Genomic DNA, 23,129 nt, shown 5'->3' with positions numbered 1-23,129 from the left:
ATACAGGCAGCAGCCAGACGCCAAACCTTACCAAGGCCTGCATCGGTGGCGCTGCAGCAAACCAGCAAGTATGAACCGCCCAGCAGACCCTCGCTCAGAAATTCTGGAAATCAGCTCATTCCAATCGCATCTATAGAAATACGGCAAGCGCCCAGCAAAAAGCCGCCCATCTCGGGAAGGGGCGGCTGCTTGTTTTACAGGCCCGGGCCATCAAGCGGCTATCGGCTATCGGCAATGGGCATTCAGGAAAGCCAGCGCTCAGGGGCGGCACCAGACCTGGATCACGCCTTGCAGCATATGCGCCAGCGAATCTGCCGCCGCTGCGCTGGAGACGGGCCAGATGGTCAAGCTGAATGCCAGCAACACGGCCAACACCAGGGCGATAAAAGAGGCTGCGTCGAACCAATGACTGTGGTGCTCAAACATGGTGAACCTCCTTTCCACGGAGACTGGTACTGCTGAACAGCTGCCTCAGCCAGCCCAACACGGGATGGCAACAGTGGAATGCATCCATTGCACCATGGGGATTCCCCGCTGTCTGTCAGAAAAAATCTGTGCTTACAAGGCACTTTGTTGAACAAAGCCCCTGGTGCGCAGCCGCAAAACCCCAGCAGCAGATTGGCACTTTTTGGGAATCAATCTGCGCAGCACAGGGTAAACAACTCCATGGCCTTTATCCACGCCATATAACGCTATAGTTTTTAATAAGTCACCCCCTCTACCCCGGCACACCGGGTGGCTGCAGCAGCGCGCATGTTGGCTAAGCGTTAAAGTAAATTGTCGACATCTTCCGGCGAACTTCTGGCAACTCCGGCTAAAACAGCCTTCACCCAGCAGCAAAGATTGGCCAGTGGCAGCCCGTGTCTGCCCCTGCCGCAGCGAGAGACTTGGTGCGACAATGCTGCCCAGCCCTGCAAGCTGGCCGGGTGCCTGCAAACACGGGTTTTGCAAGCGTCAACAGGCCGATACGCCGGCCGCCCAGAGACCATGGACGGATGCCGGGTGTGGGGTACCAAACCTGCCACCCACCCATCGGGGCGCAGGGCTTAGCGTATTTTTTAAAACCAGGTGGCGCCGGTATGGCCGGTGCCCCGCAGTGCTCAACATGACTCTCTCCTTGGCCCCGACCGCTTCTACTCCAGGCATCCGCTTGAGCGATGTGCACCTCCGCCGGGGTGCGCAGACGGTGTTTCAGGGTCTGAGCCTGCATTTGACGCAAGGGCGCATTGGGCTGATCGGTGACAACGGCGCAGGCAAGACCAGCCTGTTTCGGCTGCTGTGTGGCCTGGAGCATGCGCACCAGGGCAGCGTGCAGGTGGCAGGCTGCGATGTGCAGCGCCAGCGCGAGCAACTGCCCGGCGTGGTGGGTCTGATGTTCCAGAACCCGGATGACCAGATCATCTTCCCCACCGTGGAGGAAGAGCTGGGCCTGAGCCTGCAGTACCGGGGCATCGCCCGCAAGGCCGCCATCGTGCAGGCCCAGCAGTTTTTGGCCGCACGGGGACTGGCCGACTGGGCGCCGCGCGCCGTCAGTGGCCTGAGCCAAGGCCAGCGCCAGCAAGTGTGTTTTTTGGCAATGCTGATGGCCGCGCCCCAGGTGATGCTGCTTGACGAGCCCTTCGCCAGCCTCGACCTGCCGGGCCAGGCGCGCCTGGCGCGTGAGCTGGACGCCGCCCCGGCCCAGGTCGTCATCTCCACCCATGTGCTGGACCATGTGCGCCACTTCGAGCGCGTGCTGTGGCTGGACCAGGGCCAGGTCCGTGGCGATGGCCCGGGCGCTAGCGTTTGCGCGGCCTACGAGGCCGATGTGCAGGCGCGCATTGCCCGGCAACTGGATGCCGTGTCGCCGTCCACCACGGCCGCAGGGGCGCAGTAATGGGCACGCTCTACAGCGACATCCCCAGCTGGATGCACCGGCTGCCTGCCGGGCTCAAGCTGCTGCTGCTGGCCTTGAGCAGCATACTGCTCTTGGCGCTCAGTGATCTGCGGATCCAAGCGCTGGCCTTTGCAGCGATTGCGCTTTTGTACGCCAGCCTGGGGGCGGCTTCGCGCCCCACGCGCCGGCTGGTGGTGGTGGCGCTGGTCGCCTCAATACTAGTGGGCGGCCTGCATGCGGCCACCGGCCAGCCCTGGCTGGGCCTGGCCAGCGGCCTGCGCCTGGTCAGCACCACCTTGCTGGGCGCGATGCTGACGGCCACCACCCGTTTTGGCGATCTACTGGGCGTGGCCGAATGGCTGCTCTCCCCTCTTGGCCGCCTGGGCCTGCCGGTCGAGCGCCTGGCGCTGCAGCTGGGCTTGATGCTGCGCTTTGCCGAACAGTTTTTTGTGCAATGGCAGCGCCTGGCCGATGCCTACCAGGTGCGTACCGGCCGCTCGGGCGGCTGGCGCTTGCTGGCCCCACTCACCATTCATATGCTCATCACCGCCCGCAAGGTGGCTGATGCGCTGGCCATACGCCTCAAGCTCTAGCAGCCGGGCGCCCTTATCCATCCCTTGAAAGATACGGACATGCACATGACCACCGAGCACCACACCGAAACCCGCGCGCAGCGCATCGCCATGGTGGCGCTGTTTGCCGCGCTGCTGGCCGCCTTTGGCTTGATTCCCAAGATTGATCTGCCCTTGGGCGTGCCCATTACCGCCCAGACCACGGGCGTGATGCTGGCCGGCTGCATGCTGGGTGCGCGCATGGGCTTTCAGGCCATGGTGCTGTTTTTGGCGGCCGTGGCGCTGGGCCTGCCGCTGCTGTCCGGGGGCCGGGGCGGTATGGGCGTGTTCTTTTTGCCGTCTGCCGGCTACCTTATCTCGTACCCCGTAGCCGCTGCGGTGGCGGGCTTGGTGATGCGCGCGCTGGCGGGCAAGGAATCGTCGCCCGCACGGCTGGCCGCTTGCGCCTTTGCCGCATCGGTGGTGGGCGGCATCGTCGTCGTCCACGCCTTTGGTGTGGTGGGCCTGATGCTGCTGGCCAAGCTGAGTTTTGTTCAGGCAGCCATTGGCACCTTGGTGTTTGTGCCGGGTGACCTGGTCAAGTGCGTCTTGGTGGCCTTGATTGTGCACACCGTCGCCCGGGGTCTGCCCGACTGGCGTTTTGGTGGACGCCGCCTGTGAGCGGTTTGGCAACGCCCCTGCCGCACTGGCAGCGCTTGGTGCATGGCCCGCTGGCCCACTGGGCGCAGCAGCGGCCCGATGCGATCGCCATTGATGACGGCCAGCAACGCATCTGCTTTGCCGATCTGCATGCCGCCGTGCAGCAGCAGGCCCAGGCGCTGCAGGCGCAAAATGCGCCGCACACACGCCTGTTGGATGCCGGGCAATCCCCGGCAGCGCTGGTGACCGATTTCTTAGCCACCAATGCCAGCGGCCGCTGCGCCGCACTGGGCGACAAAGCCTGGTCGCCCGCACAGCAGGCCCAGGCCCAACAGTGGATTGATGCGCTGGCCGCCACACCCCCGGCAGACGGCCGCGCCGACGAGGCATTGCAATCTTTCTACATTGGCTTTACCTCCGGCAGCACCGGCCAGCCCAAGGGCTTTCGGCGCCACCACCAGTCCTGGAGCGAAAGCTTTCGCGTCTGCGTCGATAGCTTTGGCAGCGCCGCCAGGGGCTGTGTGATGGCACCGGGCAGCCTGTCGCACTCGCTGTTTCTGTTTGGCGCGCTGCAGGGCATCTGGACGGGCGGCGGCATGCAGCTGCAGCCCCGCTTTTCTGCCAGCCAATGCCTGGCTAGCTTGCGCGAGCGGGCTACGCCCTGCCTGGTCGCGGTGCCCAGCCAGCTGCTGGTGATGCTGCAGCTGGCCGAGCGCCGCGCCATCGCGCCGGTAGAGTCGCTCAAGCTATTGATGATCAGCGGCGCGCGCTGGATGCGCCAGCACACGCCTGCATTGCAAGCGCTGTTTCCAAAGGCCCGGATTGTGGAGTTCTACGGTGCCTCCGAATCGAGCTTTATCGCCTGGATGGATGCCAGCGCTGCCACGCCGCCACAGGTGGTGGGCCGGGCCTTCAGCAATGTGCAGCTGCAGATCCGCGATGCCGCCATGCAACCCCTGCCGACAGGCGAGGTGGGCACCATCTGGCTGCGCAGCCCCATGCTGTTTGAGGGCTATGTGGGCGACCAGGCCGATGCCACCGCAGCGCTGCGCGATGGCGACTGGCTGAGTGTGCGTGACATGGGCAGCATCGATGCGCAAGGCCTGCTGACCTTGGTCGGGCGCGAGAAGCGCATGATCGTCACCCAAGGCAAAAACCTGTTTCCCGAAGAGGTGGAAGCGGTGCTCTGCGAGCACCCACGCGTGGCCGCTGCGTCGGTGCATGGCGTCGATGATGCCCTGCGGGGCAAGCAGGTTTGGGTGGCCCTGCAGCTGCGCGATGACGCCGCCCCCGCCTCTGGCCAGCACGCAGGCTTGCAGCCGCTGGCCGATACCGCGCTGGCCCGTACGCTGGCCGACTGGTGCCGCAGCCAGCTCGAAGCCCACAAATGCCCGCGTCGCTGGTTCAGTGCCGCGCCCTGGCCGCAAACGGCCAGCGGCAAAACGGACCACCCAACGCTGGCCCTGTGGCTGACGGCTCAGCAGCAAGCGGCTGAACACCTGGCTTAAACGCCCAAACCACCATGCCCGCAGCAACCGTTTTTATCCCCAGCCATGCCCGCAGTGCCGTGGTGCCGGTGGGCGGCGCCTTCAAGCATCTGCAAACGCATGAGATCGCAGCGCCCGTGCTGCAGGCCTTGCTGCAACGCGCAGGGCTGCCGGCAGCGGCAGTCGATGCGGTGGTGCTGGGCAACGCCTTGGGCGCCGGGGGCAACCCCGCGCGCATGCTGGCCCTGGCCGGCCAGCTGCCGCTGCACTGCGCGGCCTACACGGTGGATACCCAATGCTGCGCCGGCCTGGATGCGGTAGCGCTGGGCGCCAGCCTGGTCGCCAGTGGCCAGGCCGAGGTGGTGGTGGCCGGCGGTGCCGAGGCCTGGAGCCGTGCCCCCATTCGCGCCACCCGCCCCTTGCAGGCGGGCGACAGCGCAGCGCCCTACGAGCGCCCGCCCTTTGCGCCGCCGCCCCATGACGACCCGGACCTGCTGGTGGCCGCCGCCCGCTATGCCGCCAGCGCTGGCTACAGCCGCGCCGCGCAAGACCGCTATGCGGCCGCCAGCCATGCACGCGCACTGGCAAGCGCCGATGTGCTGGCCCGCGAGATCATCCCCGTGGCAGGTGTGCTGCAAGACGCCTTTCCGCGCGCCTTGAGCCAGCGCCAGCTGGACCGCATGCCCGTGGTCGCGCAGACTGATGCAGACATCGCAGATGAAGGGCGCCGCGAGCATGCGGTGAGCACCGTCGCCATCTCCCCCAAGGCCGATGCTGCGGCGCTAGTTTTACTGGTCAGCGAAGGCGCCTGCCGGCGCTGGGGCCTGCAACCGGCCGCCCAATGGCTGGGCCACCAATCACTGGGTGGCTCACCCGCCATGCCCTTGGTGCTGGCGGCCGATGCTGCCCAGCGCTTGCTGCAACGCCAGGGTATGGCCTGGCCACAGCTGGCTGCCATGGAACTGCACGACGCCTTTGCCGTGCAAGGCCTGCAGTGGCAGGCACTGCTGCAGCGCCAGGGCGCAGATGGCCGCTTGCTCAACCGCCACGGCGGCGGCATTGCACGTGGCCACCCGATTGGTGCATCGGCCGCCATTGCGCTGGTACGGGTGCTGGCCGATCTACAGCAGACAGCGCCAGGCGCACTGGGAGCACTGGGCTTGGCAGCCGTGGCAGGCGCGGGCGGCCTGGGCAGTGCCACCTTGGTACGCCAGGCAGCGCTGCTATATTGAGTGCATGCTCTCTACGCTTGCCATTGCCAATTACCGATCCTTGCGCCAACTGCTGGTGCCGCTGGGCCAGCTCACCGTCATCACCGGGCCCAATGGCAGCGGCAAAAGTAGCGTCTACAAAGCCCTGCGGCTCTTGGCCGATATTGCCAACGGGGGCGTGGTGCGCTCCTTGGTGCGCGAGGGCGGGCTGGCCTCCACGCTGTGGGCCGGGCCCGAAGAGATTTCTGCCCGCATGCGCCGTGGCGACGTGCCGGTGCAAGGCTCTGTGCGGCGCAAACCGGTGCAGCTGCAGCTGGGCTTTGCCTCCGATGATGAGGGCTTTGGCTACGCCATCGACATTGGCATGCCCACGCCATCGGCGGTGCTGCAAGCCTTTGCGCATGACCCAGAGATCAAACACGAAGCGCTATGGGCGGGTCCCGTCTGGCGCCCCAGCGCCAGCCTGGTAGAGCGCCAGGCCGCACTGCTGCGCCTGCGCGGCAGTGGGCGGGCGGCGCAAGGCTGGCAGCCGGTCGAGCGCCCAATCCCGCGCTGGGCGAGCATGCTGACCGAGTTCGTCGATCCCGTCGCAGCACCCGAGATGCTGACCGTGCGCGAGCAGCTGCGCTCCTGGCGCTTTTACGACCATTTCCGCAGCGACATGGATGCCCCCGCGCGCCAGCCGCAGCTGGGCAGCTACACACCGGTGCTCAGCAACGATGGTGCCGACCTGGCCGCAGCCTGGGAAACCATCAGCGCCATTGGGGACCACGAGGCGCTGATGGCGGCAGTAGACGATGCCTTTGCCGGCGCCAAGATCTCCGTTCACCAAGACGGCAGCCGCTTGGAATTGCTGATGCACCAGCCCGGCCTGCTGCGCCCGCTGCATACCAATGAGCTCTCGGACGGCACCCTGCGCTATTTGCTATGGATTGCCGCGCTGCTGACGCCGCGCCCACCGCAGATGCTGGTGCTCAACGAGCCCGAAACCAGCCTGCACCCCGACTTGTTGCCCGCACTGGGCCGCCTGGTGGCCGTGGCCGCACGCCAGACCCAGGTGATCGTCGTCACCCACGCCAACCGCTTGCTGGCTGCGCTGGAGGGCGCTGCCGCCGAGCTGGACTACCAGGCCATCCATTTGGAAAAGAACCTGGGCGAGACCCATATCGCCAACATCCCCGCCGGCGAGTTACCACGCTGGCAGTGGCATGAGCGTTAGACCGAGGTACGAGCCTCAGTCCAGCCGTTTGAAGTACGCGTCGATTTCTGCGCGGGCCGTCAGCGTCTGGTTCACCGCCGCACCGGTATCTTCATAGCCCAGCGCCATGCCGCAAACCACCGTCTGCGTAGCAGGCAGCACCAGCACATCGCGGATCAAGCCCGGGTACGAGGCCATGGCCCCAATGGCACAAGTCGCCAAGCCCCGTGACTGGGCCGCCAGCATCAAGCCATAGATGGCCATGCCCAGATCCATATAGCCGCCCGGCCCAAAGCCGCTGTCAATGGAAATGATGAGGGCAACGGGCGCATCAAAAAAGCGAAAGTTGCGCCCAAACTGCGCGCCCCGCCCTGCTGCATCGCCCCGTTCCACGCCGAGCGCGCCATACAAAGCCTGCGCCGCAGCCACCTGGCGCTTGCGCAGCGATAGCGGCAGCGGGTTGGGGAAATAGCCATAGTCTTCGGCCTCTTGAGCGCCCGCCGCATAGGCCTGCTGCAAGCGGCTAGAGAGCTGCTCGCGCCGCGCTCCCGCCACTTGCCAAAAATAGCCAGGCTGCAGATTGGCACCACTGGGCGCACGCCGCGCCTCTTGCAGGCAGTCCAGCAGCAGCGCATCTGCCACTGGCTGCGAGGTAAAACCACGCACCGAGCGGCGCAGCTGGGCGCTGCTTTCGGCATCGGCGGCCGAGGTGATGAAAGAAGGAGAGAGGGGCTTGTTCATGGCAGTGGCCGCCATTGTAGTGAATGGGCCCTTGGATTGCCCATCCAGTCGGCTTGGGCCGCACAGGCAACGCCGACTTGCAGCACAATCCATCCACTTCTCCGCCACACCTGTTCCCTTCTCCCTCGCCTTGCGCTATGTCGATCTCTCCCCCCTCTTCTGACACCCAGCCAGATGCCCCCAGCGGCAATATGCTGCTCTGGATCTTGTTGGTGCTGGCGATAGGCTTCGCCGTCTGGCAGCCACGCAGCCCGCAGGCGACCATGGCGCTGGTGGACTGGCAGACCATCGGCGCGCTGGCCGGCCTGTTGGCGATCACCCAAGCGGTCGAGCGCAGCGGCATGCTGCAGGCCACGGCACAGCGGCTGCTGACGCGGGTGTCCACCTTGCGCGGCCTGGCACTGCTGCTGACCGCAACGGCAGCCTTGCTGTCCGCCTTGGTGACCAACGATGTCAGCCTTTTTCTGCTGGTGCCGCTGACGGCCGTGCTGGCCGCGCAGGCCCATTTACCGCTGGCGCGGCTGGTGGTGTTGCAGGCCTTGGCGGTCAACGCCGGCTCTGCGCTCACCCCCATTGGCAACCCGCAAAACCTCTACCTCTGGCACCGCTCTGGCGAGAGCTTTCTGGGCTTTATGGCGATGATGGGGCCGACCGTGGCCATCATGCTGGCCTGGCTGTTGGTGGCAGTGTGGTGGCTGGTGCCGCGCACGGCCATTGCGCTCAAGCCGGCTACTGCACCTGTCGCCGTACAGCCGCGTTTGCTGACCATCGCGGTGCTGCTGTTTGTGGCTTTTGTCATCGCGCTGGAGCGCCACTGGACCTTGGCCGGCCTGGGCCTCGTCTTTGGCGTGTTTGCATTGGCAGCGCCCAAGGTGCTGCGCGGCGTGGACTGGGCCTTGCTGGCCATCATTGCGCTGATGTTTGTGGTGCTGCGCCAAGTGGCAGAGTTGCCTGCCATGCAAGCGCTGCTGCAGCAGTGGCCGATTGCCGAGGGCTGGCGCGCCTATCTGGCCGCCATTGTGGCCTCGCAGGTCATCAGCAATGTACCTGCCACCATCTTGCTGGACGGCAGCGTGCGCGACCTGCCCGCCTTGGCCGCCGGGGTGAGTGTGGGCGGCTTTGGCTGCGTGCTGGGCTCGCTCGCCAACCTGATCGCGCTGCGCCTGGCGCGCCTGCCCAACGGCATGTGGGAGTTCCATCGCATCAGCATTCCGTTCTTGCTGGTGTGTGCGGCCTCAGCGGCTTTGCTGCGCTTGGGGTGATGCGGCGCTCAGGCCGTGTATACAATACAAACCATTGATTTTATTTGGCAGCTCTGCGATGAAAATAGCGACCTGGAACGTCAACTCCCTCTCCGTCCGCCTGCCGCAGGTACTGGAATGGCTGGCCGCCAACCCGGTCGATGTGCTGGGCCTGCAGGAGCTCAAACTGACCGACGACAAGTTTCCGCATGCGGCTTTAGCGGAGGCGGGTTACCAGGCGGTGGCGTTTGGCCAGAAGACCTACAACGGCGTGGCCCTGCTCAGCCGCAGCGAGCTCAAGGATGTCGTGCGCGCCAATCCGCAGTTTGCCGATGAGCAGTCGCGCATCATCGCCGGCACGGTGGCCAGCCCGGCTGGCGATATCCGGGTGATCAACTGCTACTTTGTCAACGGCCAGGAGCCGGGCTCAGACAAGTTTGCCTACAAGCTGCGCTGGCTCAGCGGGCTGGAGGCCTATGTCAAGGCCGAGATGGCCTTGCACCCGCGCCTGGTGTTGGTGGGCGACTTCAATGTGGCGCCGGAAGACCGCGACAGCTACGACCCCGATGGCTTGCGCGACACCATCCACCACACCAAGGAAGAGCGCGATGCCTTCCAAGGCCTGCTGGCGCTCGGCCTGACGGATGCCTACCGACTGTTTGAGCAGCCCGAGAAGAGCTACAGCTGGTGGGACTACCGTATGCTGGGCTTCCAGAAAAACCGGGGCCTGCGCATTGACCATATTCTGGTGAGTGACGCACTCAAGGGCTCGGTGAGTGCCTGCACGATTGACCGTGCGCCCCGCAAGAACAAGCAGCCCAGCGACCACACGCCGGTGGTGGTGAGCTTGGGCTGAGCGGCCCGAGAGCCTGGCTTGCGCCAATAAAAAACGGGCATCCGCCCGTTTTTTTATGGTCCGCGCTGTGCGCTTTGCACAGCATCAAGGCTCAAGCCTTGTTGTCGGTCTCCGGCAGCGCGTGCATGGACAGCGCAGCCTCCGCATCCAGCTTGCGGCTGAGGGCCTCGGCCTCGTCTTCAGACAGCAGCTGGCCTTCCCACTTGGCCACCACAGCAGATGCCAGGGAGTTGCCAACGGCATTGGTCGCAGAGCGGCCCATGTCCAAGAAGGTGTCGATGCCCAGGATCAGCAGCAGGCCCGCTTCCGGAATATTGAAGTGGCCCAGGGTGGCGGCGATCACCACCAGCGAGGCGCGCGGCACGCCGGCAATGCCCTTGGAGGTGAGCATCAGCACCAGCAGCATGGTGATCTGGGTGGACAGCGGCAGATCGATGCCATAGGCCTGTGCGATGAACAAGGTCGCAAAGGTGCAGTACATCATCGAGCCATCCAGATTGAAGGAGTAGCCCATGGGCATGACAAAGCTGGAGATCTTGCGTTTGACACCAAAGCGGTCGAGCGCATCGAGGATCTTGGGATAAGCGGCCTCGGAGCTGGCCGTGGCAAAGGAGACCATGAAGGCCTCCTTGATCAAGGTCAGCAGCTTGAAGACGCGCTTGCCCAAAAAGGCCATGCCTGCCAGCACCAGCAGCGACCACAGGATGAACAGGCCCAGGTAGAACTCGCCCATGAACACCGCGAACTTGAGCAAGATGCCCAGGCCATTGATCGCCACCGTCGAGCCCATCGCCGACAGCACGGCCAGGGGCGCGAGCTTCATCACATAGCCGGTGATTTTGAGCATCACATGCGAGAGCTCGTCGATCATCGCCAGCAAGGTCTTGGCCTTGTCGCCCAAGGCTGCCATGGCCACACCAAAGAACATCGAGAACACGACGATCTGCAGGATCTCGTTGTTGGCCATGGCCTCGGCAAACGACTTGGGCACGGTGTGGTTGATGAACTCGCGCAAGGTGAACTTGCCCGTGGCCAGGTTGGTGGCTGCGCCCACATCCGGCAGCGGCAGGCCCAGGTTGGCACCTGGCTGCAGCACATTGGCCAGCACCATGCCCAGCAGCAGCGATACGAGCGATGCGGTCAGGAACCACATCATGGCCTTGAAAAACACCCGGCCCACCGAGGCGGCATCGCCCATGTGCGCAATGCCCACCACCAGGGTCGAGAACACCAGCGGCCCGATCAGCATCTTGATCAGGCGCAAAAACACGTCCGAGACGATGGCGATATAGCCGGCCATATCCTTGGCGGCCGCCGCATCACTGGCGCCCACATTGACTGCGTAGCCCAGCACAATGCCGGCCAGCATCGCCGCCAAAATCCACAGCGCCGACGAAAAGCCCTTTTTGCCCGTGAGAGCCATAACCAATACCTTTGATGTCTGTGATTTATGGTGCCGTCCTGGGCGCTGTGGGCCTCGTGTGCGGCACATCCGCAGGCTTGTCGTGCTGGACTGTGTGCGCCTTTTCTGGCCCGGGCAGGCTTTGCTGCCGGGTGCAGGCGGTAGATCCGCCGCAAAAGAAAAGAGCGTTGAGGCTGCCTTGGACGGCAGGATTGCAGGTTCTGCGGGCCCGATTGTAGCCGCAAGTTTTTGCGGCCCACGGCGCCACAACTGAGAAAGTGGGCGCCTACATGGTAATTTTTTCCCAATTAACGGGAATTTTTACAAACCTGCCAACCAACTTACGGCCAAGTGCAGACTGTCAAACAGCGGTCCGCCTGCTTTTGCATAGGCGCTTTGTAACAGCTTATTAAGCTATACGCTTTTTAGCGCGCACGCGCATCCTGCATGTGCTGCAGCTCATCGGTATGGCGGCGTAGCTGCTGCGCATGGGTTTGCAGCAGGGGCCGCAGATCGAGTGGCAACGCGGATTCCAGCACCCGCTGGTAGCGCTCGGCCACCAGGCCCAGGCACAGGCTGCATTCGGCAATCAGGTCGCGGTCGCTGATGAGGTTGGCGCGCTGCTTGAACTCCGTCCAGCGGCGGTGCAGGCGGCCTGCGGCGCTGAGCCCCGGGCGCTCAACCATGGGGCTGGGCTGGCTCAGCTGCAGTTGCACATCCTGCAGCTGCCAGTCCATGGCGCGGAACTGCTCGGCCAGCGCGTACAAATGGCTGCGCAACGCAATGGCCCGGGCTTGCTCGCTGCCCGCCACCAGGCATTCCTCACAATCGGCCAGGCCTTGCTGCAGCACCCGCACAGCCTGCTGCAGCTGTGGCGCAGACAGCTGCTCGCCTTGCAGGCCGCTGATGGCATGGTCGTACGCGGCGCGCGCAATGGTGCTGGCCAGGGGCCAGTCCATGGGGTTGCTGCCACGCACATGCTGCCACTGCACTTCCAGCTGGGCAGCCAAGGCATCAAAGCCGGAGGGGTTGCGCTGCGCCGCATACCAACCCAGGGCCAAGGCCGGGCGGTAGGCCTCAAAAGGCTGGCCGGCCACATAAAAATCCATGCTTTGGTAATGGCTGCGCCAGTAGCTGTCCTCACGTGCAGGATTGCCCCACAGGGCCTTGGCCTTGGGTGGCAGGCCACCGGCCAGGGCGCTGTGCAGCGCATCGCCCGCGACCTGGGTCATGCCGTTGGCGGTTGAAGCCGCCAGCCGCAAGGTATTGAGCAGCGCCGAGCGTTGGCGGCCAACGCGTTCAGGCGAGTTGCGGTAGGCCTGGGCCGAGAACACCGAAGTCATCTTTTGCATGGATTGCACCACTGGGCAGACAGGTAATCGTCCATTGTTGCACGGTTCAAACCGCATCGATGGCTGGGCGCTGTAAGCGAAACCGCCGCCTTGGAAGGCGGTGGTTTATCCAGGCATCAGCGCGCTAAGGAGGCTCTGCAAAACCTTCGCCAAGTGGGATGGACGCGGATCGGGATGAGGCGCAAGGCGTCTTTTGCAGTCAATAGCTGTAGCTATTGACAAGGAAGACAACGCAGCGGATCGCCCGAGACCGCGTTCAGCCCATGGCAGGGAGTTTTGCAGAGGTTCCCTAAGGCATCAATCGTCGCTGGCAGACAAGCCCAGCTCCTGGATTTTGCGGGTGATGGTATTGCGGCCAATGCCCAGGCGCTGGGCCGCTTCCATGCGCCGGCCATGGGTGGCTGCCAGCGCGCTCTTGATCAGCTGCGATTCAAAGCGGCGGCTGAGCACATCCCAGACCTCGGTGCTGCCGGACTGCAGCAGCGCATCGGCCTCGCGTGCCAGATCGCCCTCCCAGTCGCCGGCCGGTGCCGCGCCGCTGGCCGCGCCCTGGATGGGCGTTGGCACCGCCGGCTGGCCGGCATGCGCGTCGGGGGCGGCGGGCCGGTAGCTGTAGTCCGGTACCGGGGCCTGCACCTGCGGCACCGCGCTGGGCATGCTGGTGGGAGCCACCAACGCAGCAGGCGTGGCCTGCAGGACCTCGGGTGGCAGATCTTGCACAGACACCCATTGCGCCGGAGCCATGACCGTGATCCAGTGGCAGATATTCTCCAGCTGCCGCACATTGCCCGGAAAGGCAAACTGGGCCAGCTGGGCCAGAGCAGCCTCAGACAGCTGCTTGGGCTCCACCCCCAATTGCTTGGCGCTGGCGGCCAGAAAATGCCGGGCCAGCATGGGAATGTCTTCCTTGCGCTCGCGCAGCGGCGGCAGGCGCAGCCGGATGACGTTGAGGCGGTGGAACAAGTCCTCGCGAAACACGCCCTTGTGCACCCGGTCTTCCAGGTTTTGGTGGGTGGCGGCAATCACACGCACATGGGATTTGACTGGCACATGCCCACCGACACGGTAGAAATGCCCATCGGAGAGCACGCGCAGCAGGCGGGTTTGCAGGTCAAACGGCATGTCGCCGATTTCGTCGAGGAACAAGGTGCCGCCTTCGGCCTGCTCAAAGCGGCCGCGGCGCTGGGTTTGCGCGCCGGTAAAGGCGCCGCGCTCATGGCCAAACAGCTCGCTTTCCAGCAGATCCTTGGGGATGGCGGCGGTGTTGATGGCCACAAAGGGGCCACCGGCCACTGGCGAATGCTTGTGCAGCGCACGTGCCACCAACTCCTTGCCCGAGCCGGACTCGCCCGTCACCATCACCGTCACATTGCTTTGCGACAGACGGCCAATGGCGCGGAACACATCCTGCATCGCAGGCGCCTGGCCCAGCATTTCTCCGCCGCCGGCGGCCTGCGACAGCTCGGGCGCCTGGCTCTCGCTTTGTTGCACGGCGCGCTTGATCAGCTCCACGGCCTTGGGCAGGTCAAAAGGTTTGGGCAGGTACTCAAAGGCCCCGCGCTGGAAGGCCGAGACGGCGCTGTCCAGGTCCGAGTAGGCCGTCATGATGATCACCGGCAGCTGCGGATGGTCCTGGTGCACCTGTTCGAGCAGCTGCAGGCCGTTGCCGCCAGGCATGCGGATGTCGCTGACCAGCACCGACGGGGCTTGCGCCTGGTCGCTGACGGTGTCAAAGGCCTCGAGTACTTCCTTGGGATGCACAAAGCTGCGCGTGGGCAACTGCTCGCGTGCCAGCGCCTTCTCTAGTACAAATCGGATCGACGGGTCATCATCCACTATCCAGATTGGTTTCATTGTCGCTATCACCCTACCCTTACAGTTCTACATACCGAGGTCCTTCAGCAAGGGAGCGATCTGCACCCTAGTCTGTCAACGGCAGCATGATGCGGAAATCCGTGCGCCCAGGCTCGCTTTCACATTCGATCAAACCTTCATGACGCTGCACAAAGGTTTGCGCCAGCGGCAAACCCAGGCCCGTGCCACCATCACGCCCGGTCACCAAGGGGTAGAAGATCCGCTCCTTGATGTCCGGCTCAATGCCAGGACCGTTGTCGATGACATGCAATTCCAGTGCCAACTTGTGGCGCTTGCGGCCCAAGGTCAACTGCCGGGCAATGCGGGTGCGCAAGGTGATATGTGCATCGCCTTGGGCCATTTGCGGCACCAGCACCTGCGCGGCATTTTGCACAATGTTCAGCAAGGCCTGGATGAGCTGCTCGCGATCGCCCCGAATCTCGGGCAGCGAGGTGTCGTAGTCGCGCTCAATCCGCAGCCCTTGCGGGTACTCCAGCAGCACCAGCTGGCAGACCCGCTCGCAGACCTCATGGATGTTGACATCGCCCACCGTATGCGGATGGCGGTGCGGCGCCAGCAAGCGGTCCACCAGGGCCTGCAGACGGTCCGCCTCGTGGATGATGACGTCGGTGTATTCCTTGAGCTGGGCATCGGGCAGCTCCAGCTCCAGCAGCTGGGCTGCACCGCGGATGCCGCCCAGCGGGTTCTTGATCTCATGGGCCAGGTTGCGGATCAGCTCCTTGTTGGCCAGCGCCTGCTCGCGGACGCGCTCTTCGCGGTCCTGGCGCACCTGCTGCTCCAGCGGCCACAGCTCCACCAAGATGGTCTCGTCCTCCTCCCACCAAGAGAGGTTGGCATGCACGGGAAAGGCATCCTGCAGGCTGCGCCGCAGTTGCGCCTCAAAACGCAGTGACGAAAAGCGCTGCGCCCGCGCATCGACCAGGGCCTTGTGCATCAGCTCATCGTCCTGGAAGAAACCGCCGAAATAATGCCCCAGAATGCTTTTGCGCGAGACCCCCAGCGCGTTCTCCAGCGCCGCATTGACCCGCGCCGCTGCGCCATCCAGCCGTATCACGGCGACCAAGGTGGCGATGTGTTCCAGCGCCTGCCACTCGCGATCGATGGCACTGAGCTCAGACATGGGGTGGGCCCAAAAAGGTAGAAGCCCTGATTATGGGGCCGGCAGACGTTGGAGCTCGCGCTGGATACCGGCGATATCGCTGTCGTTGCGTCCGATCTCCTGCTTGAGGTCCGCAACACGCTTGGTGTAGAAGGCGGGGTTGCGCATCTCCAGCGCATTTTTCTCGGGCTCGCCATTGTTGTATTCGCGCGCCAGCTCGGTCTTTCGGCTCTGGGCCTTTTTCAGCTCGGTCTCCAAAATGAGCCGGGCATCCGAGTCGCGGGCACGGCCATCGGCCGTCGTGGAGCGCGGTGCAGGTGTGGCCGCAGCCGGTGCGCGGGCTGGGCGTGGTGCAGCGGCAGCATTGCCAGATGCAGCAGGTGCGGGCGCAGGGCTGGCTGCCGGCGTATGCGGGCGCGTGCCCTGCACGATGGTGACGTTGGCACCCTCCACCACGGCGCAGCCTTTTTGCCGCGCCTTGCCCGCATCGTTGGTGTATTCATTGCCACAGCGATAAATGCGATCCTGCGCCACAGCGCCTTGCGCACATGCCACTGCCACCATCAAAAACAACAACTTTGTATGCATAACCCCGTTTCGCCCGTTCGCTCCACTGTGCCAGTATGTCCGTGACAGCCTTTAGCGGCTTTGCACGATGGCCCCTCTGCAACCCGCAGTGTAGCTACAAAGGAGACGGATCACGCCGAACAGTTCCAGCTGTTACAGATTCGTCACAGTCAGGGTTCGCCCCTGCCCCTGAGCGCACACAAAAAAAGCGACCTGCCGCCTTGGAAGGCCGGCAGGTCGCTTTGCCCCATGGACCAAGCCACAAGGGCCTAGCCGGGGATGGCTTACAGCGAGTAGTACATGTCGTATTCGACAGGGTGCACCGCTTGGCGGAAGCGGGTGACTTCTGCCATCTTCAGCTCAATGTAGGCGTCCAGCATGCTGTCGCTGAACACGCCACCCTTGGTCAGGAAGGCACGGTCGGCATCCAGCGCTTCGAGCGCTTGGTCCAGGCTGTGGCACACGGTGGGAACCAGCTTGTCTTCTTCTGGAGGCAGGTGGTAGAGATCCTTGGTGGCGGCTTCGCCAGGATGGATCTTGTTTTCCACGCCATCCAGGCCGGCCATCAAGAGCGCTGCGAAGCCCAGGTAGGGGTTCATCAACGGATCAGGGAAGCGGGCTTCCACGCGGCGGCCCTTGGGGTTGCTCACGTAAGGAATACGGATGGATGCCGAGCGGTTCTTGGCCGAGTAAGCCAGCTTGACCGGTGCCTCAAAACCAGGAACCAGGCGCTTGTAGCTGTTGGTGCCAGGGTTGGTGATGGCGTTCAGGGCGCGGGCGTGCTTGATGATGCCGCCGATGTAGTACAGCGCAAAGTCCGACAGACCGGCGTAGCCGTCACCGGCGAACAGGTTCTTGCCGTCTTTCCACACGGACTGGTGCACGTGCATGCCCGAGCCGTTGTCGCCAGAGTATGGCTTGGGCATGAAGGTTGCGGTCTTGCCGTAGGTGTCTGCCACGTTCCAGATCACGTACTTTTGCACCTGGGTCCAGTCAGCGCGCTCCACCAGGGTGGAGAAGCGGGTGCCCAGCTCGTTCTGGCCAGCGCCGGCCACTTCGTGGTGGAACACTTCGACCGGAATGCCCAGCGCTTCGAGCAGCAGGGACATTTCAGCACGCATGTCCTGGGTGCTGTCGACAGGAGGCACGGGGAAGTAGCCGCCTTTGACGCGAGGACGGTGGCCACGGTTGCCGTTGTCAAACTTGGTGCCGCTGTTCCAGGGTGCTTCGTATTCTTCGATGTCGAAGAAGGGGTTGTTGGGCTCGGTGCTCCAACGCACGCCGTCGAAGATGAAGAATTCTGGCTCTGGACCGAAGTAAGCGGTATCGCCCAGGCCCGATGCCTTCAGGTAGGCTTCAGCGCGCTTGGCCACGGAACGTGGGTCGCGGTCATAGGCCTTGCCGTCGCCTGGCTCGATCACGTCGCACTGCAGGAACATCGTGGTTTCGTCAAAGAACGGATCGATGTTGGCGGTGTTGGGATCGGGCATCAGCAGCATGTCCGATGCTTCAATACCCTTCCAGCCAGCGATGGAGGAGCCATCAAACGCATGGCCCGAGGTGAACTTGTCTTCGTCAAAATGCGAAATAGGCACCGTGACGTGCTGTTCCTTGCCACGGGTATCGGTGAAACGCAGGTCAACGAACTTGACCTCGTTCTCGTCCAACATGCTCATCACATCTGCAACGCTCTTGGCCATCTAATGCTCCAAAGAAAATCGTGAATAAAAAAGGGGGCTGTCACCAGACTAAAGCAGTTTGCGTGCCAGTTTTATGACATGCGGGGCCCAGCCAGTAAAAACCGGCTTCGTGCCTCATCGCTGTGGTGGGTCCCAAGCCAAGCTCAGACTGTACCGCGCTTTGGCCATGCTGCGTTCGCGCAGCGCGCGGATTTTCCGCGTCCGGGCCCAGAGGGTGCATGCACCGCGCACGCGCACCAACAAGGTGCAAGGGCACAAAAATTCCGATTGCTTCAGCTGTATGCACCAAAATGGATGAAGACGCACCTTATTGGTGCATTTAACCGGGTGCCGCAGCCATGCCTGCAGCCCAACACCGCTGCGCTGTCCCTATTTGGGGCTTGCGCTATCGCCACCAAGCGGCTGCCCATCACCGGGAAGCGCCGCATTCTGCACTGGCAGGCTCAAGCCCGGCTCACCGCTCTCCAGGCGCTGGTGCTGCAAGGCTGACAAGCAAAAGTGGATGAACCACAGCGAAGAAAAGGCAAAAGTAATGGCGTAGATCCACACGGCGATGGGCACCAGCACCACAAAGCCAATGGTGAAGACCATGCCCGAGGCCCAGACCACGCTGGGCGCGATGCCGATGTAGCCGCAGATGACGCCCATCAGCAGCAAAGGCCAGCGGTAGCGTTGCAGCAAGCTGTCGCGCTCTGCTTTGCTGGCATGCTCGGCCAACGCATCCACACTCATCACCCGGTAGGTCAGCCAGCCCCAGATAACCGGCGGCACAATCAGCACCAAAGGCGGGATCAGCCACAGCGGCATGGTGACCACAAAGGCCAGTATGGCCACCAAGGAGGTGCTCAGCGCCCAGACGATGCTGCTTGCCAGGCCGGTGCCCTTTTTCTTCTCCAGACGCGCAAAGCGCTGCTCGGTCACCATGTTCACCAAGGCGGGCGTCATCAGCAGCGCAATCACCAAGAGTGCCACTACGGCGGCGATGGGCGTGATCAGCACCAGCACCACAAAAGGGGCAATGGAGGCCGCAAAGCCCTCGGTGCCACTCCCACCAAACCAGCTGAACACGGTGCGCAGCCAGCCAATGGTCTCCACCCAGTGCTGCATGGTGGCCACCGCACCCGACCAGTAAAAATAGCTCCAGCCGCCCAAGGCCACCAGCATCACAGCCAGGGGCAACAAAGACAGCAGCATCACGCGCGGCCTGAAACAATAGGCAGCCGCACGCCAGAAAGCATCAAACATCAGGCGAGAGCCTGCAGACCCTTGGGGCATGGGAAGAACTCCTTTTCTGTCACACCGTCGGTGGCCTGCTGCGTGCAGGCACTGGCTGATGGGCATCGCTGCCCGCGCTGGCTCAGGCCCGGCCCATCAAACGCAGCAAGCCGCGCCACTGCTGGCTCCAAAACCCACGCCCGTAATCGCGCAGCTGCCCTTGCCGGTTGGGTTGCACCTGGTCGCGCACGCCCGTCGGGTCATAGCGTAGCTCAAAGTTGGCGGTGCCAAAAAGCATATCCCACCAAGGCAGCAGCACGCCAAAATTGCAGCCACCTAAACGGGTACGCGGGGCAGCCTCACCCGCCTTCACCTCTGTGCTGGGTGCCGCTGTGGCTGCGGGCGATTCATGGCCAATCCCGATGGCATGGTGGCGGCGGTGAAAACGCGGGCTGATCCACAGCCGCTCACCCAAGCGGCCAAACCACAGACACAGGTTGGCATGCTGCAAACTCTCACTCAGCTGGGTGATGGCGACAATCGCCACAAACTGGCTGGGGGCCACACCAATCAGCACGGCGACGAAGACCATGATGCTGTCATGCACGACATCATCGAGCAAGTGGTTGCGGTTGTCGCTCCACATCGTCATTTGCTGCTGCGAATGGTGCAAGGCATGCAGCCGCCACCACCACACAAAACGGTGCTGGCCGCGATGGATCCAGTAGGCCACAAAGTCAAAGACGAGCAGATAGATCAGCAAGCTGACCCAGGCCAGGTCGGTGACCCCAGGCCACAGCGCATCCAGGTGCCAGGTCTCAAAGCCCTGTAGACGCAGCGCGCCGACCACCATGTCCCACAACGGATCGATGCTGAAAAACAGCGCCAGGCGGAACAAGCCCAGGCGGTGGATGCAGGTGTAGAGCATGTCCACGCGGATCGCAGGCCGGTCGGTAACCGCCTCTACCGGCCGCCAGCGCTGCAGCGGTGCAATCACCAGCACCATCACCACGATCTGCAGGCAGCCCACCAGGAACCAGCCCGCAGCCGTATAGCCATCCTCCAGATAGCTGGCCAGGCCCAGGTTGAACAGCAGCGGTTGCAGAAGCTGCTCAAACAGCCACTGCTGCGCGTTGTCAAAAAGTGTGCTGAGAAATTCCATGGCCAACCATTAGTTCGAATAGTGCCTCAAACCCTGCCGCTGCCTGTGTGGACCACGGCAGTGGTTTTCAGCTTCCATGCTGACGAATCCAATCCTTGTACTGCGGGTGCTCGCGCAAGGTGGCAAAGCAAAATCCCTTGGCCTGCAAGCCCTCGATCAGCGGCTGCAGCACCGCAGGCGCCCAGGGGTCCTTGCGGTCCCAGATACCCAGGTGGGCCAGCAAGATATCGCCGGGGCGAATGTCCTTGAGCGCCTTGTCCAGCAACTGCTGGTTGGGGTATTTGTCGCTGGGCAGTTCATCGCCAAGAAAGCCTGCCGGCGACCAGCCCACATGGGCGTAGCCACAGCGCCTGGCCGCCGCAATCAGGCTGGGCGAGGTCTTGCCACCCGGCGCCCTGAAAAGCGGCAGTGGCTTGGTGCCAGTGATCTTGGCCAGGCGGTCTTCGGCTTGCTGGATCTGCGCGCAGTACTGCGCCGCCGTCCCTTCAAAGCGCTGGCCGGCCTGTGGGCCCTGCGAAGGCTGCAGTTTGAATCGCGGCGCTGCGCCCGCTGGTACTTTGACATCGCCACGCCAGTAGGTATGGTCCCAGGTGTGGGAGGCAAAGGCATGGCCTTCGGCAGCCCGCGCACGCCACCATGGCGCCCAATAGTCACCCAGGCTGCCATCGCCCTCCTTGGTGCGTTCATTGGCCGCAAAGAAAGTGACCTTCACCTGCGTTTTGCGCAAAATTTCGGCAATCTGCGGGGCCACGCCCATGTGGCCGGTATCGAGTGTCAAATAAACGGGCTTGCTGCAGCTGCGGGCGGCAGGCGCAGCTGCAGAAGCGCCCTCTTGGGCAGATGCTGCTGCACTGCCCAGGCTAGCCACCAGAAGCCAGAAAAACATGCTGCGCATAGTTTGGCTGTCCAATCCGTTGCAGTGTGAAGACGGTACTAGCGCGGTGCGTGGTCCAGCACCCAGATTCCGTGCGGCGATTTGCCCACCTTCACCTGGTTGACCACCTTGCGCTCGCGCGTATCAATCACACTCATCTTGCCCGCCCAGCGCGAGCTGAGGTAGATATAGCGGCCATCGGGGCTGACATCCATGCAGTCGGGGCCGCTGGGGCCGGGGTAGCGGTCCACCACCGACTGGCTCACCATATCGAGCTTGCTGATGCTGTTGGCTACCCGGTTGCTGACGAAGAGATGGCGGCCGTCACCAGTGGCACGGAACGCATGCGCGCCCTTGTCAGTCTTGATCGTATTGACCAGCTGGGGCGCTGCTGCGCTGACATCGAAGACTTGAACCCCGTCACTGCCCGTGAGCGCCACAAAAACCAGCTTGTCATCCGGGCTGCCATACAGATCGGCGGGCATTTGCCCAGTCTTGGTGCGCCACTTCAAGGTTTGCGTCGCGATGTCGATGGCCACCAGCTCGTCGCTGTCCTGCATCGTCGAATAGATGGTCGTGCTCTTGCTATCAATCCACAGATGGCTGGGCGTCTTGCCCGTGGCAATGCGTTTGACCAGTTTGGGCTCCTGCCCATCCCAGCGGTAGATATCGATGTGGTTGAGGCGGTTGGCGGCCGTCACAAACCACTTCATGTCGGGGGAAAAGCGCAGATGGTAGGGGTCAGCAATCCCCTGGATCACGCGCTGCACCTCGGCCGTCTTGGGGTCCACAAAGGTCAGCGAATCTCCGGTCGCATTGGCTACGATCACCGATTTACTGTCCGGTGTCAGGTAGAGGTGGTGCGGCTCCTTGCCTGTGGGAATGCGCTTGACCTCTTTCCAGGTCGTGGGGTCAATCACACTGATGCTCGCATCGAGAGAATTGAGCACCAGGATAGGGTTGGCGGCATGGGCCGCTGCGGATGCAAGGGCCAGCACCGCGATCAAGGAACGGGCAAAAAAGAAAGGCTTCACGAGCAATCCCCACAAGTAAGGCTGCGAGTGTAGCTGCCCGCCACAAACATCCGCGCAGCCTCAGCCTTTTCGGCGATGTAAATAATCGTGCAACTTGTGCTAAAGCCACACTTGGTGAATAACCGTCAAGGCTTGAGCAAGGCCAGCTCTTGGGCGGTGAGCCAGCGCCATTCACCCGGCTTGAGCTCTTCAGCCAAAACCAAGCCCCCAATTTGCGCCCGGTGCAGTCCCTCGACCCGGTTACCCACCGCTGCCAACATGCGCTTGACCTGGTGGTACTTGCCTTCGGTCAGGGTCAAATCCAAGGTGTTGTCACCAGTCTTCACACAGGCTGCAGCCTTGACGGGCTTGGGGTCATCATCGAGCACCACACCGGCCAACAGCTTCTCGACTTGTTGCTCGGTTACGGCATGCTTGGCAGTCACCTGGTAGCGTTTGGGTACATGCTTTTTAGGCGAGCTCATACGGTGGATGAACTGGCCATCATCGCTGAGCAGCAGCATGCCCGTGGTGTCCTGGTCAAGCCGCCCTACCGCCTGCAGACCTTGGATGGCATTCTTGTTGGGGCGTGTACGCAGCGCCAATGGCAGCAAGCTGTAAATGCTTGGATGCGCCGATGGCTTTTGCGAGCACTCAGTGCCTGCGGGCTTGTGCAGCAAGATATAGCCCAGCGCATGGTATTCCCATTCCACACCCTGCACCTTGAAACGCAGCCCCTCGGGCTCCACTTCGGCGGTCGAGTCGGTCTCCAAAACCCATGCCTGCGCCTGTGCATCCCACAACTGCACCCAACCTTGCTGCACCAAACCAGAGCAGACACGGCGAATACCAAACCCCTGCGAATACAACATATCCTGCAACTGCATCACAACCCCTTCAACGACAGATATGAGCACTGTATTGATCAAAAAGAAAAACCCCTCTACTCGGTAGAGCAGAGGGGTTGATCAGTATAAAAGCCTGACGATGACCTACTTTCACACGGGAATCCGCACTATCATCGGCGCGAAGTCGTTTCACTGTCCTGT

Annotated in this window: 21 protein-coding genes; 8 read left to right on the top strand and 13 right to left on the bottom strand. The window is 63.2% G+C overall.

What is annotated here, in order from left to right; translation table 11 throughout:
• Nucleotides 1-258 precede the first annotated feature (258 nt).
• Nucleotides 259-426, bottom strand: a complete 168-nt coding sequence (locus M2375_RS03510) for a hypothetical protein (RefSeq protein ID WP_259163993.1) — start codon at nt 424-426, stop codon at nt 259-261.
• Nucleotides 427-1,105: 679 nt separating this feature from the next.
• Between M2375_RS03510 and M2375_RS03505 the strand changes: the two genes are divergently transcribed.
• The 6 genes from M2375_RS03505 to M2375_RS03480 are packed head-to-tail and all read left to right on the top strand — an operon-like array spanning nt 1,106 to nt 7,004.
• Complete coding sequence (locus tag M2375_RS03505) at nt 1,106-1,876, top strand: energy-coupling factor ABC transporter ATP-binding protein (protein WP_259163991.1); 771 nt, start codon at nt 1,106-1,108, stop codon at nt 1,874-1,876.
• Nucleotides 1,876-2,469 (top strand): energy-coupling factor transporter transmembrane component T, encoded by a 594-nt coding sequence (locus M2375_RS03500; protein WP_259163990.1) that lies wholly within the window; start codon nt 1,876-1,878, stop codon nt 2,467-2,469. Before M2375_RS03505 ends, M2375_RS03500 begins: the two co-directional genes overlap by 1 nt.
• 45 nt (nt 2,470-2,514) lie before the next feature.
• On the top strand, nt 2,515-3,108 hold the full coding sequence (locus M2375_RS03495) for a biotin transporter BioY (protein WP_259164759.1): 594 nt from the start codon (nt 2,515-2,517) through the stop codon (nt 3,106-3,108).
• Nucleotides 3,105-4,595 (top strand): AMP-binding protein, encoded by a 1,491-nt coding sequence (locus M2375_RS03490; protein WP_259163989.1) that lies wholly within the window; start codon nt 3,105-3,107, stop codon nt 4,593-4,595. Before M2375_RS03495 ends, M2375_RS03490 begins: the two co-directional genes overlap by 4 nt.
• A 14-nt stretch (nt 4,596-4,609) precedes the next feature.
• A complete protein-coding gene (locus M2375_RS03485; protein ID WP_259163988.1) occupies nt 4,610-5,806 on the top strand; it encodes a beta-ketoacyl synthase N-terminal-like domain-containing protein in 1,197 nt (398 codons plus the stop codon).
• A gap of 4 nt (nt 5,807-5,810) precedes the next feature.
• A complete protein-coding gene (locus M2375_RS03480; RefSeq protein WP_259163987.1) occupies nt 5,811-7,004 on the top strand; it encodes an AAA family ATPase in 1,194 nt (397 codons plus the stop codon).
• A 15-nt stretch (nt 7,005-7,019) separates the two neighbouring features.
• Here the strand turns inward: M2375_RS03480 and M2375_RS03475 are convergent, their stop codons facing one another.
• A complete protein-coding gene (locus M2375_RS03475) occupies nt 7,020-7,724 on the bottom strand; it encodes a nitroreductase (protein ID WP_259163986.1) in 705 nt (234 codons plus the stop codon).
• A gap of 137 nt (nt 7,725-7,861) precedes the next feature.
• Here M2375_RS03475 and M2375_RS03470 point away from each other — a divergent pair, with 137 nt between their 5' ends.
• Both M2375_RS03470 and xth read left to right on the top strand, forming a co-directional pair.
• Nucleotides 7,862-8,986: an SLC13 family permease gene (locus M2375_RS03470; protein WP_259163985.1), complete on the top strand. Its 1,125-nt coding sequence runs from the start codon at nt 7,862-7,864 to the stop codon at nt 8,984-8,986.
• A gap of 58 nt (nt 8,987-9,044) precedes the next feature.
• Nucleotides 9,045-9,821, top strand: coding sequence for an exodeoxyribonuclease III (xth, locus tag M2375_RS03465; RefSeq protein WP_259163984.1), 777 nt, complete (start codon nt 9,045-9,047; stop codon nt 9,819-9,821).
• A 91-nt stretch (nt 9,822-9,912) separates the two neighbouring features.
• On the opposite strand, the gene M2375_RS03460 is transcribed toward xth, so the two are convergent.
• The 11 genes from M2375_RS03460 to M2375_RS03410 form a co-directional block, all read right to left on the bottom strand.
• Entirely contained in the window at nt 9,913-11,244 is a 1,332-nt protein-coding gene (locus tag M2375_RS03460; RefSeq protein WP_259163983.1) for a dicarboxylate/amino acid:cation symporter, read from the bottom strand.
• Between the two features lie 404 nt (nt 11,245-11,648).
• The gene (locus tag M2375_RS03455) at nt 11,649-12,575 is read right to left on the bottom strand and encodes a hypothetical protein (RefSeq protein WP_259163982.1); all 927 of its coding nucleotides are present in this window, start codon (nt 12,573-12,575) and stop codon (nt 11,649-11,651) included.
• 297 nt (nt 12,576-12,872) lie between these two features.
• Nucleotides 12,873-14,429 carry a nitrogen regulation protein NR(I) gene (ntrC, locus tag M2375_RS03450; RefSeq protein WP_310473160.1) on the bottom strand — a complete coding sequence of 519 codons (1,557 nt, stop codon included), beginning with the start codon at nt 14,427-14,429 and terminating at the stop codon, nt 12,873-12,875.
• A 67-nt stretch (nt 14,430-14,496) separates the two neighbouring features.
• Nucleotides 14,497-15,570, bottom strand: a complete 1,074-nt coding sequence (gene glnL / locus M2375_RS03445) for a nitrogen regulation protein NR(II) (RefSeq protein ID WP_259163979.1) — start codon at nt 15,568-15,570, stop codon at nt 14,497-14,499.
• Nucleotides 15,571-15,600: 30 nt separating this feature from the next.
• Nucleotides 15,601-16,137 carry a hypothetical protein gene (locus tag M2375_RS03440; protein WP_259163977.1) on the bottom strand — a complete coding sequence of 179 codons (537 nt, stop codon included), beginning with the start codon at nt 16,135-16,137 and terminating at the stop codon, nt 15,601-15,603.
• 263 nt (nt 16,138-16,400) lie between these two features.
• Nucleotides 16,401-17,816, bottom strand: coding sequence for a type I glutamate--ammonia ligase (glnA, locus tag M2375_RS03435; RefSeq protein WP_259163976.1), 1,416 nt, complete (start codon nt 17,814-17,816; stop codon nt 16,401-16,403).
• Nucleotides 17,817-18,185: 369 nt separating this feature from the next.
• A complete protein-coding gene (locus tag M2375_RS03430) occupies nt 18,186-19,061 on the bottom strand; it encodes an EI24 domain-containing protein (protein WP_259164757.1) in 876 nt (291 codons plus the stop codon).
• 112 nt (nt 19,062-19,173) lie between these two features.
• Nucleotides 19,174-20,193, bottom strand: a complete 1,020-nt coding sequence (locus M2375_RS03425; RefSeq protein ID WP_259163975.1) for a sterol desaturase family protein — start codon at nt 20,191-20,193, stop codon at nt 19,174-19,176.
• Between the two features lie 67 nt (nt 20,194-20,260).
• Nucleotides 20,261-21,079, bottom strand: coding sequence for a polysaccharide deacetylase family protein (locus M2375_RS03420; protein WP_259163974.1), 819 nt, complete (start codon nt 21,077-21,079; stop codon nt 20,261-20,263).
• Nucleotides 21,080-21,126: 47 nt separating this feature from the next.
• On the bottom strand, nt 21,127-22,074 hold the full coding sequence (locus tag M2375_RS03415) for a cytochrome D1 domain-containing protein (protein WP_259164756.1): 948 nt from the start codon (nt 22,072-22,074) through the stop codon (nt 21,127-21,129).
• Nucleotides 22,075-22,226: 152 nt separating this feature from the next.
• The gene (locus M2375_RS03410; RefSeq protein ID WP_259163973.1) at nt 22,227-22,967 is read right to left on the bottom strand and encodes a 16S rRNA pseudouridine(516) synthase; all 741 of its coding nucleotides are present in this window, start codon (nt 22,965-22,967) and stop codon (nt 22,227-22,229) included.
• Between the last annotated feature and the right edge of the window lie 162 nt (nt 22,968-23,129).

The organism is Comamonas sp. BIGb0152 (assembly GCF_024809975.1).
In the GTDB taxonomy this organism is placed as follows: Bacteria; Pseudomonadota; Gammaproteobacteria; order Burkholderiales; family Burkholderiaceae_C; genus Comamonas.
Note: the sequence above shows the minus strand (reverse complement) of the source record. Positions and strands in the feature narration are given on the sequence as shown.

Bases quoted from the DNA above. Each gene is read 5' to 3' on its own strand.
- M2375_RS03485 (WP_259163988.1), top strand. From the start codon at position 4,610: ATGCCCGCAGCAACCGTTTTTATCCCCAGCCATGCCCGCAGTGCCGTG.
- M2375_RS03430 (WP_259164757.1), bottom strand. From the start codon at position 19,061: ATGTTTGATGCTTTCTGGCGTGCGGCTGCCTATTGTTTCAGGCCGCGC.
- M2375_RS03440 (WP_259163977.1), bottom strand. From the start codon at position 16,137: ATGCATACAAAGTTGTTGTTTTTGATGGTGGCAGTGGCATGTGCGCAA.
- M2375_RS03510 (WP_259163993.1), bottom strand. From the start codon at position 426: ATGTTTGAGCACCACAGTCATTGGTTCGACGCAGCCTCTTTTATCGCC.
- glnA (WP_259163976.1), bottom strand. From the start codon at position 17,816: ATGGCCAAGAGCGTTGCAGATGTGATGAGCATGTTGGACGAGAACGAG.
- M2375_RS03410 (WP_259163973.1), bottom strand. From the start codon at position 22,967: ATGCAGTTGCAGGATATGTTGTATTCGCAGGGGTTTGGTATTCGCCGT.
- ntrC (WP_310473160.1), bottom strand. From the start codon at position 14,429: ATGAAACCAATCTGGATAGTGGATGATGACCCGTCGATCCGATTTGTA.
- M2375_RS03470 (WP_259163985.1), top strand. From the start codon at position 7,862: ATGTCGATCTCTCCCCCCTCTTCTGACACCCAGCCAGATGCCCCCAGC.
- M2375_RS03480 (WP_259163987.1), top strand. From the start codon at position 5,811: ATGCTCTCTACGCTTGCCATTGCCAATTACCGATCCTTGCGCCAACTG.
- M2375_RS03495 (WP_259164759.1), top strand. From the start codon at position 2,515: ATGACCACCGAGCACCACACCGAAACCCGCGCGCAGCGCATCGCCATG.
- M2375_RS03455 (WP_259163982.1), bottom strand. From the start codon at position 12,575: ATGCAAAAGATGACTTCGGTGTTCTCGGCCCAGGCCTACCGCAACTCG.
- glnL (WP_259163979.1), bottom strand. From the start codon at position 15,570: ATGTCTGAGCTCAGTGCCATCGATCGCGAGTGGCAGGCGCTGGAACAC.
- M2375_RS03505 (WP_259163991.1), top strand. From the start codon at position 1,106: ATGACTCTCTCCTTGGCCCCGACCGCTTCTACTCCAGGCATCCGCTTG.
- M2375_RS03475 (WP_259163986.1), bottom strand. From the start codon at position 7,724: ATGAACAAGCCCCTCTCTCCTTCTTTCATCACCTCGGCCGCCGATGCC.
- xth (WP_259163984.1), top strand. From the start codon at position 9,045: ATGAAAATAGCGACCTGGAACGTCAACTCCCTCTCCGTCCGCCTGCCG.
- M2375_RS03425 (WP_259163975.1), bottom strand. From the start codon at position 20,193: ATGGAATTTCTCAGCACACTTTTTGACAACGCGCAGCAGTGGCTGTTT.
- M2375_RS03420 (WP_259163974.1), bottom strand. From the start codon at position 21,079: ATGTTTTTCTGGCTTCTGGTGGCTAGCCTGGGCAGTGCAGCAGCATCT.
- M2375_RS03500 (WP_259163990.1), top strand. From the start codon at position 1,876: ATGGGCACGCTCTACAGCGACATCCCCAGCTGGATGCACCGGCTGCCT.
- M2375_RS03460 (WP_259163983.1), bottom strand. From the start codon at position 11,244: ATGGCTCTCACGGGCAAAAAGGGCTTTTCGTCGGCGCTGTGGATTTTG.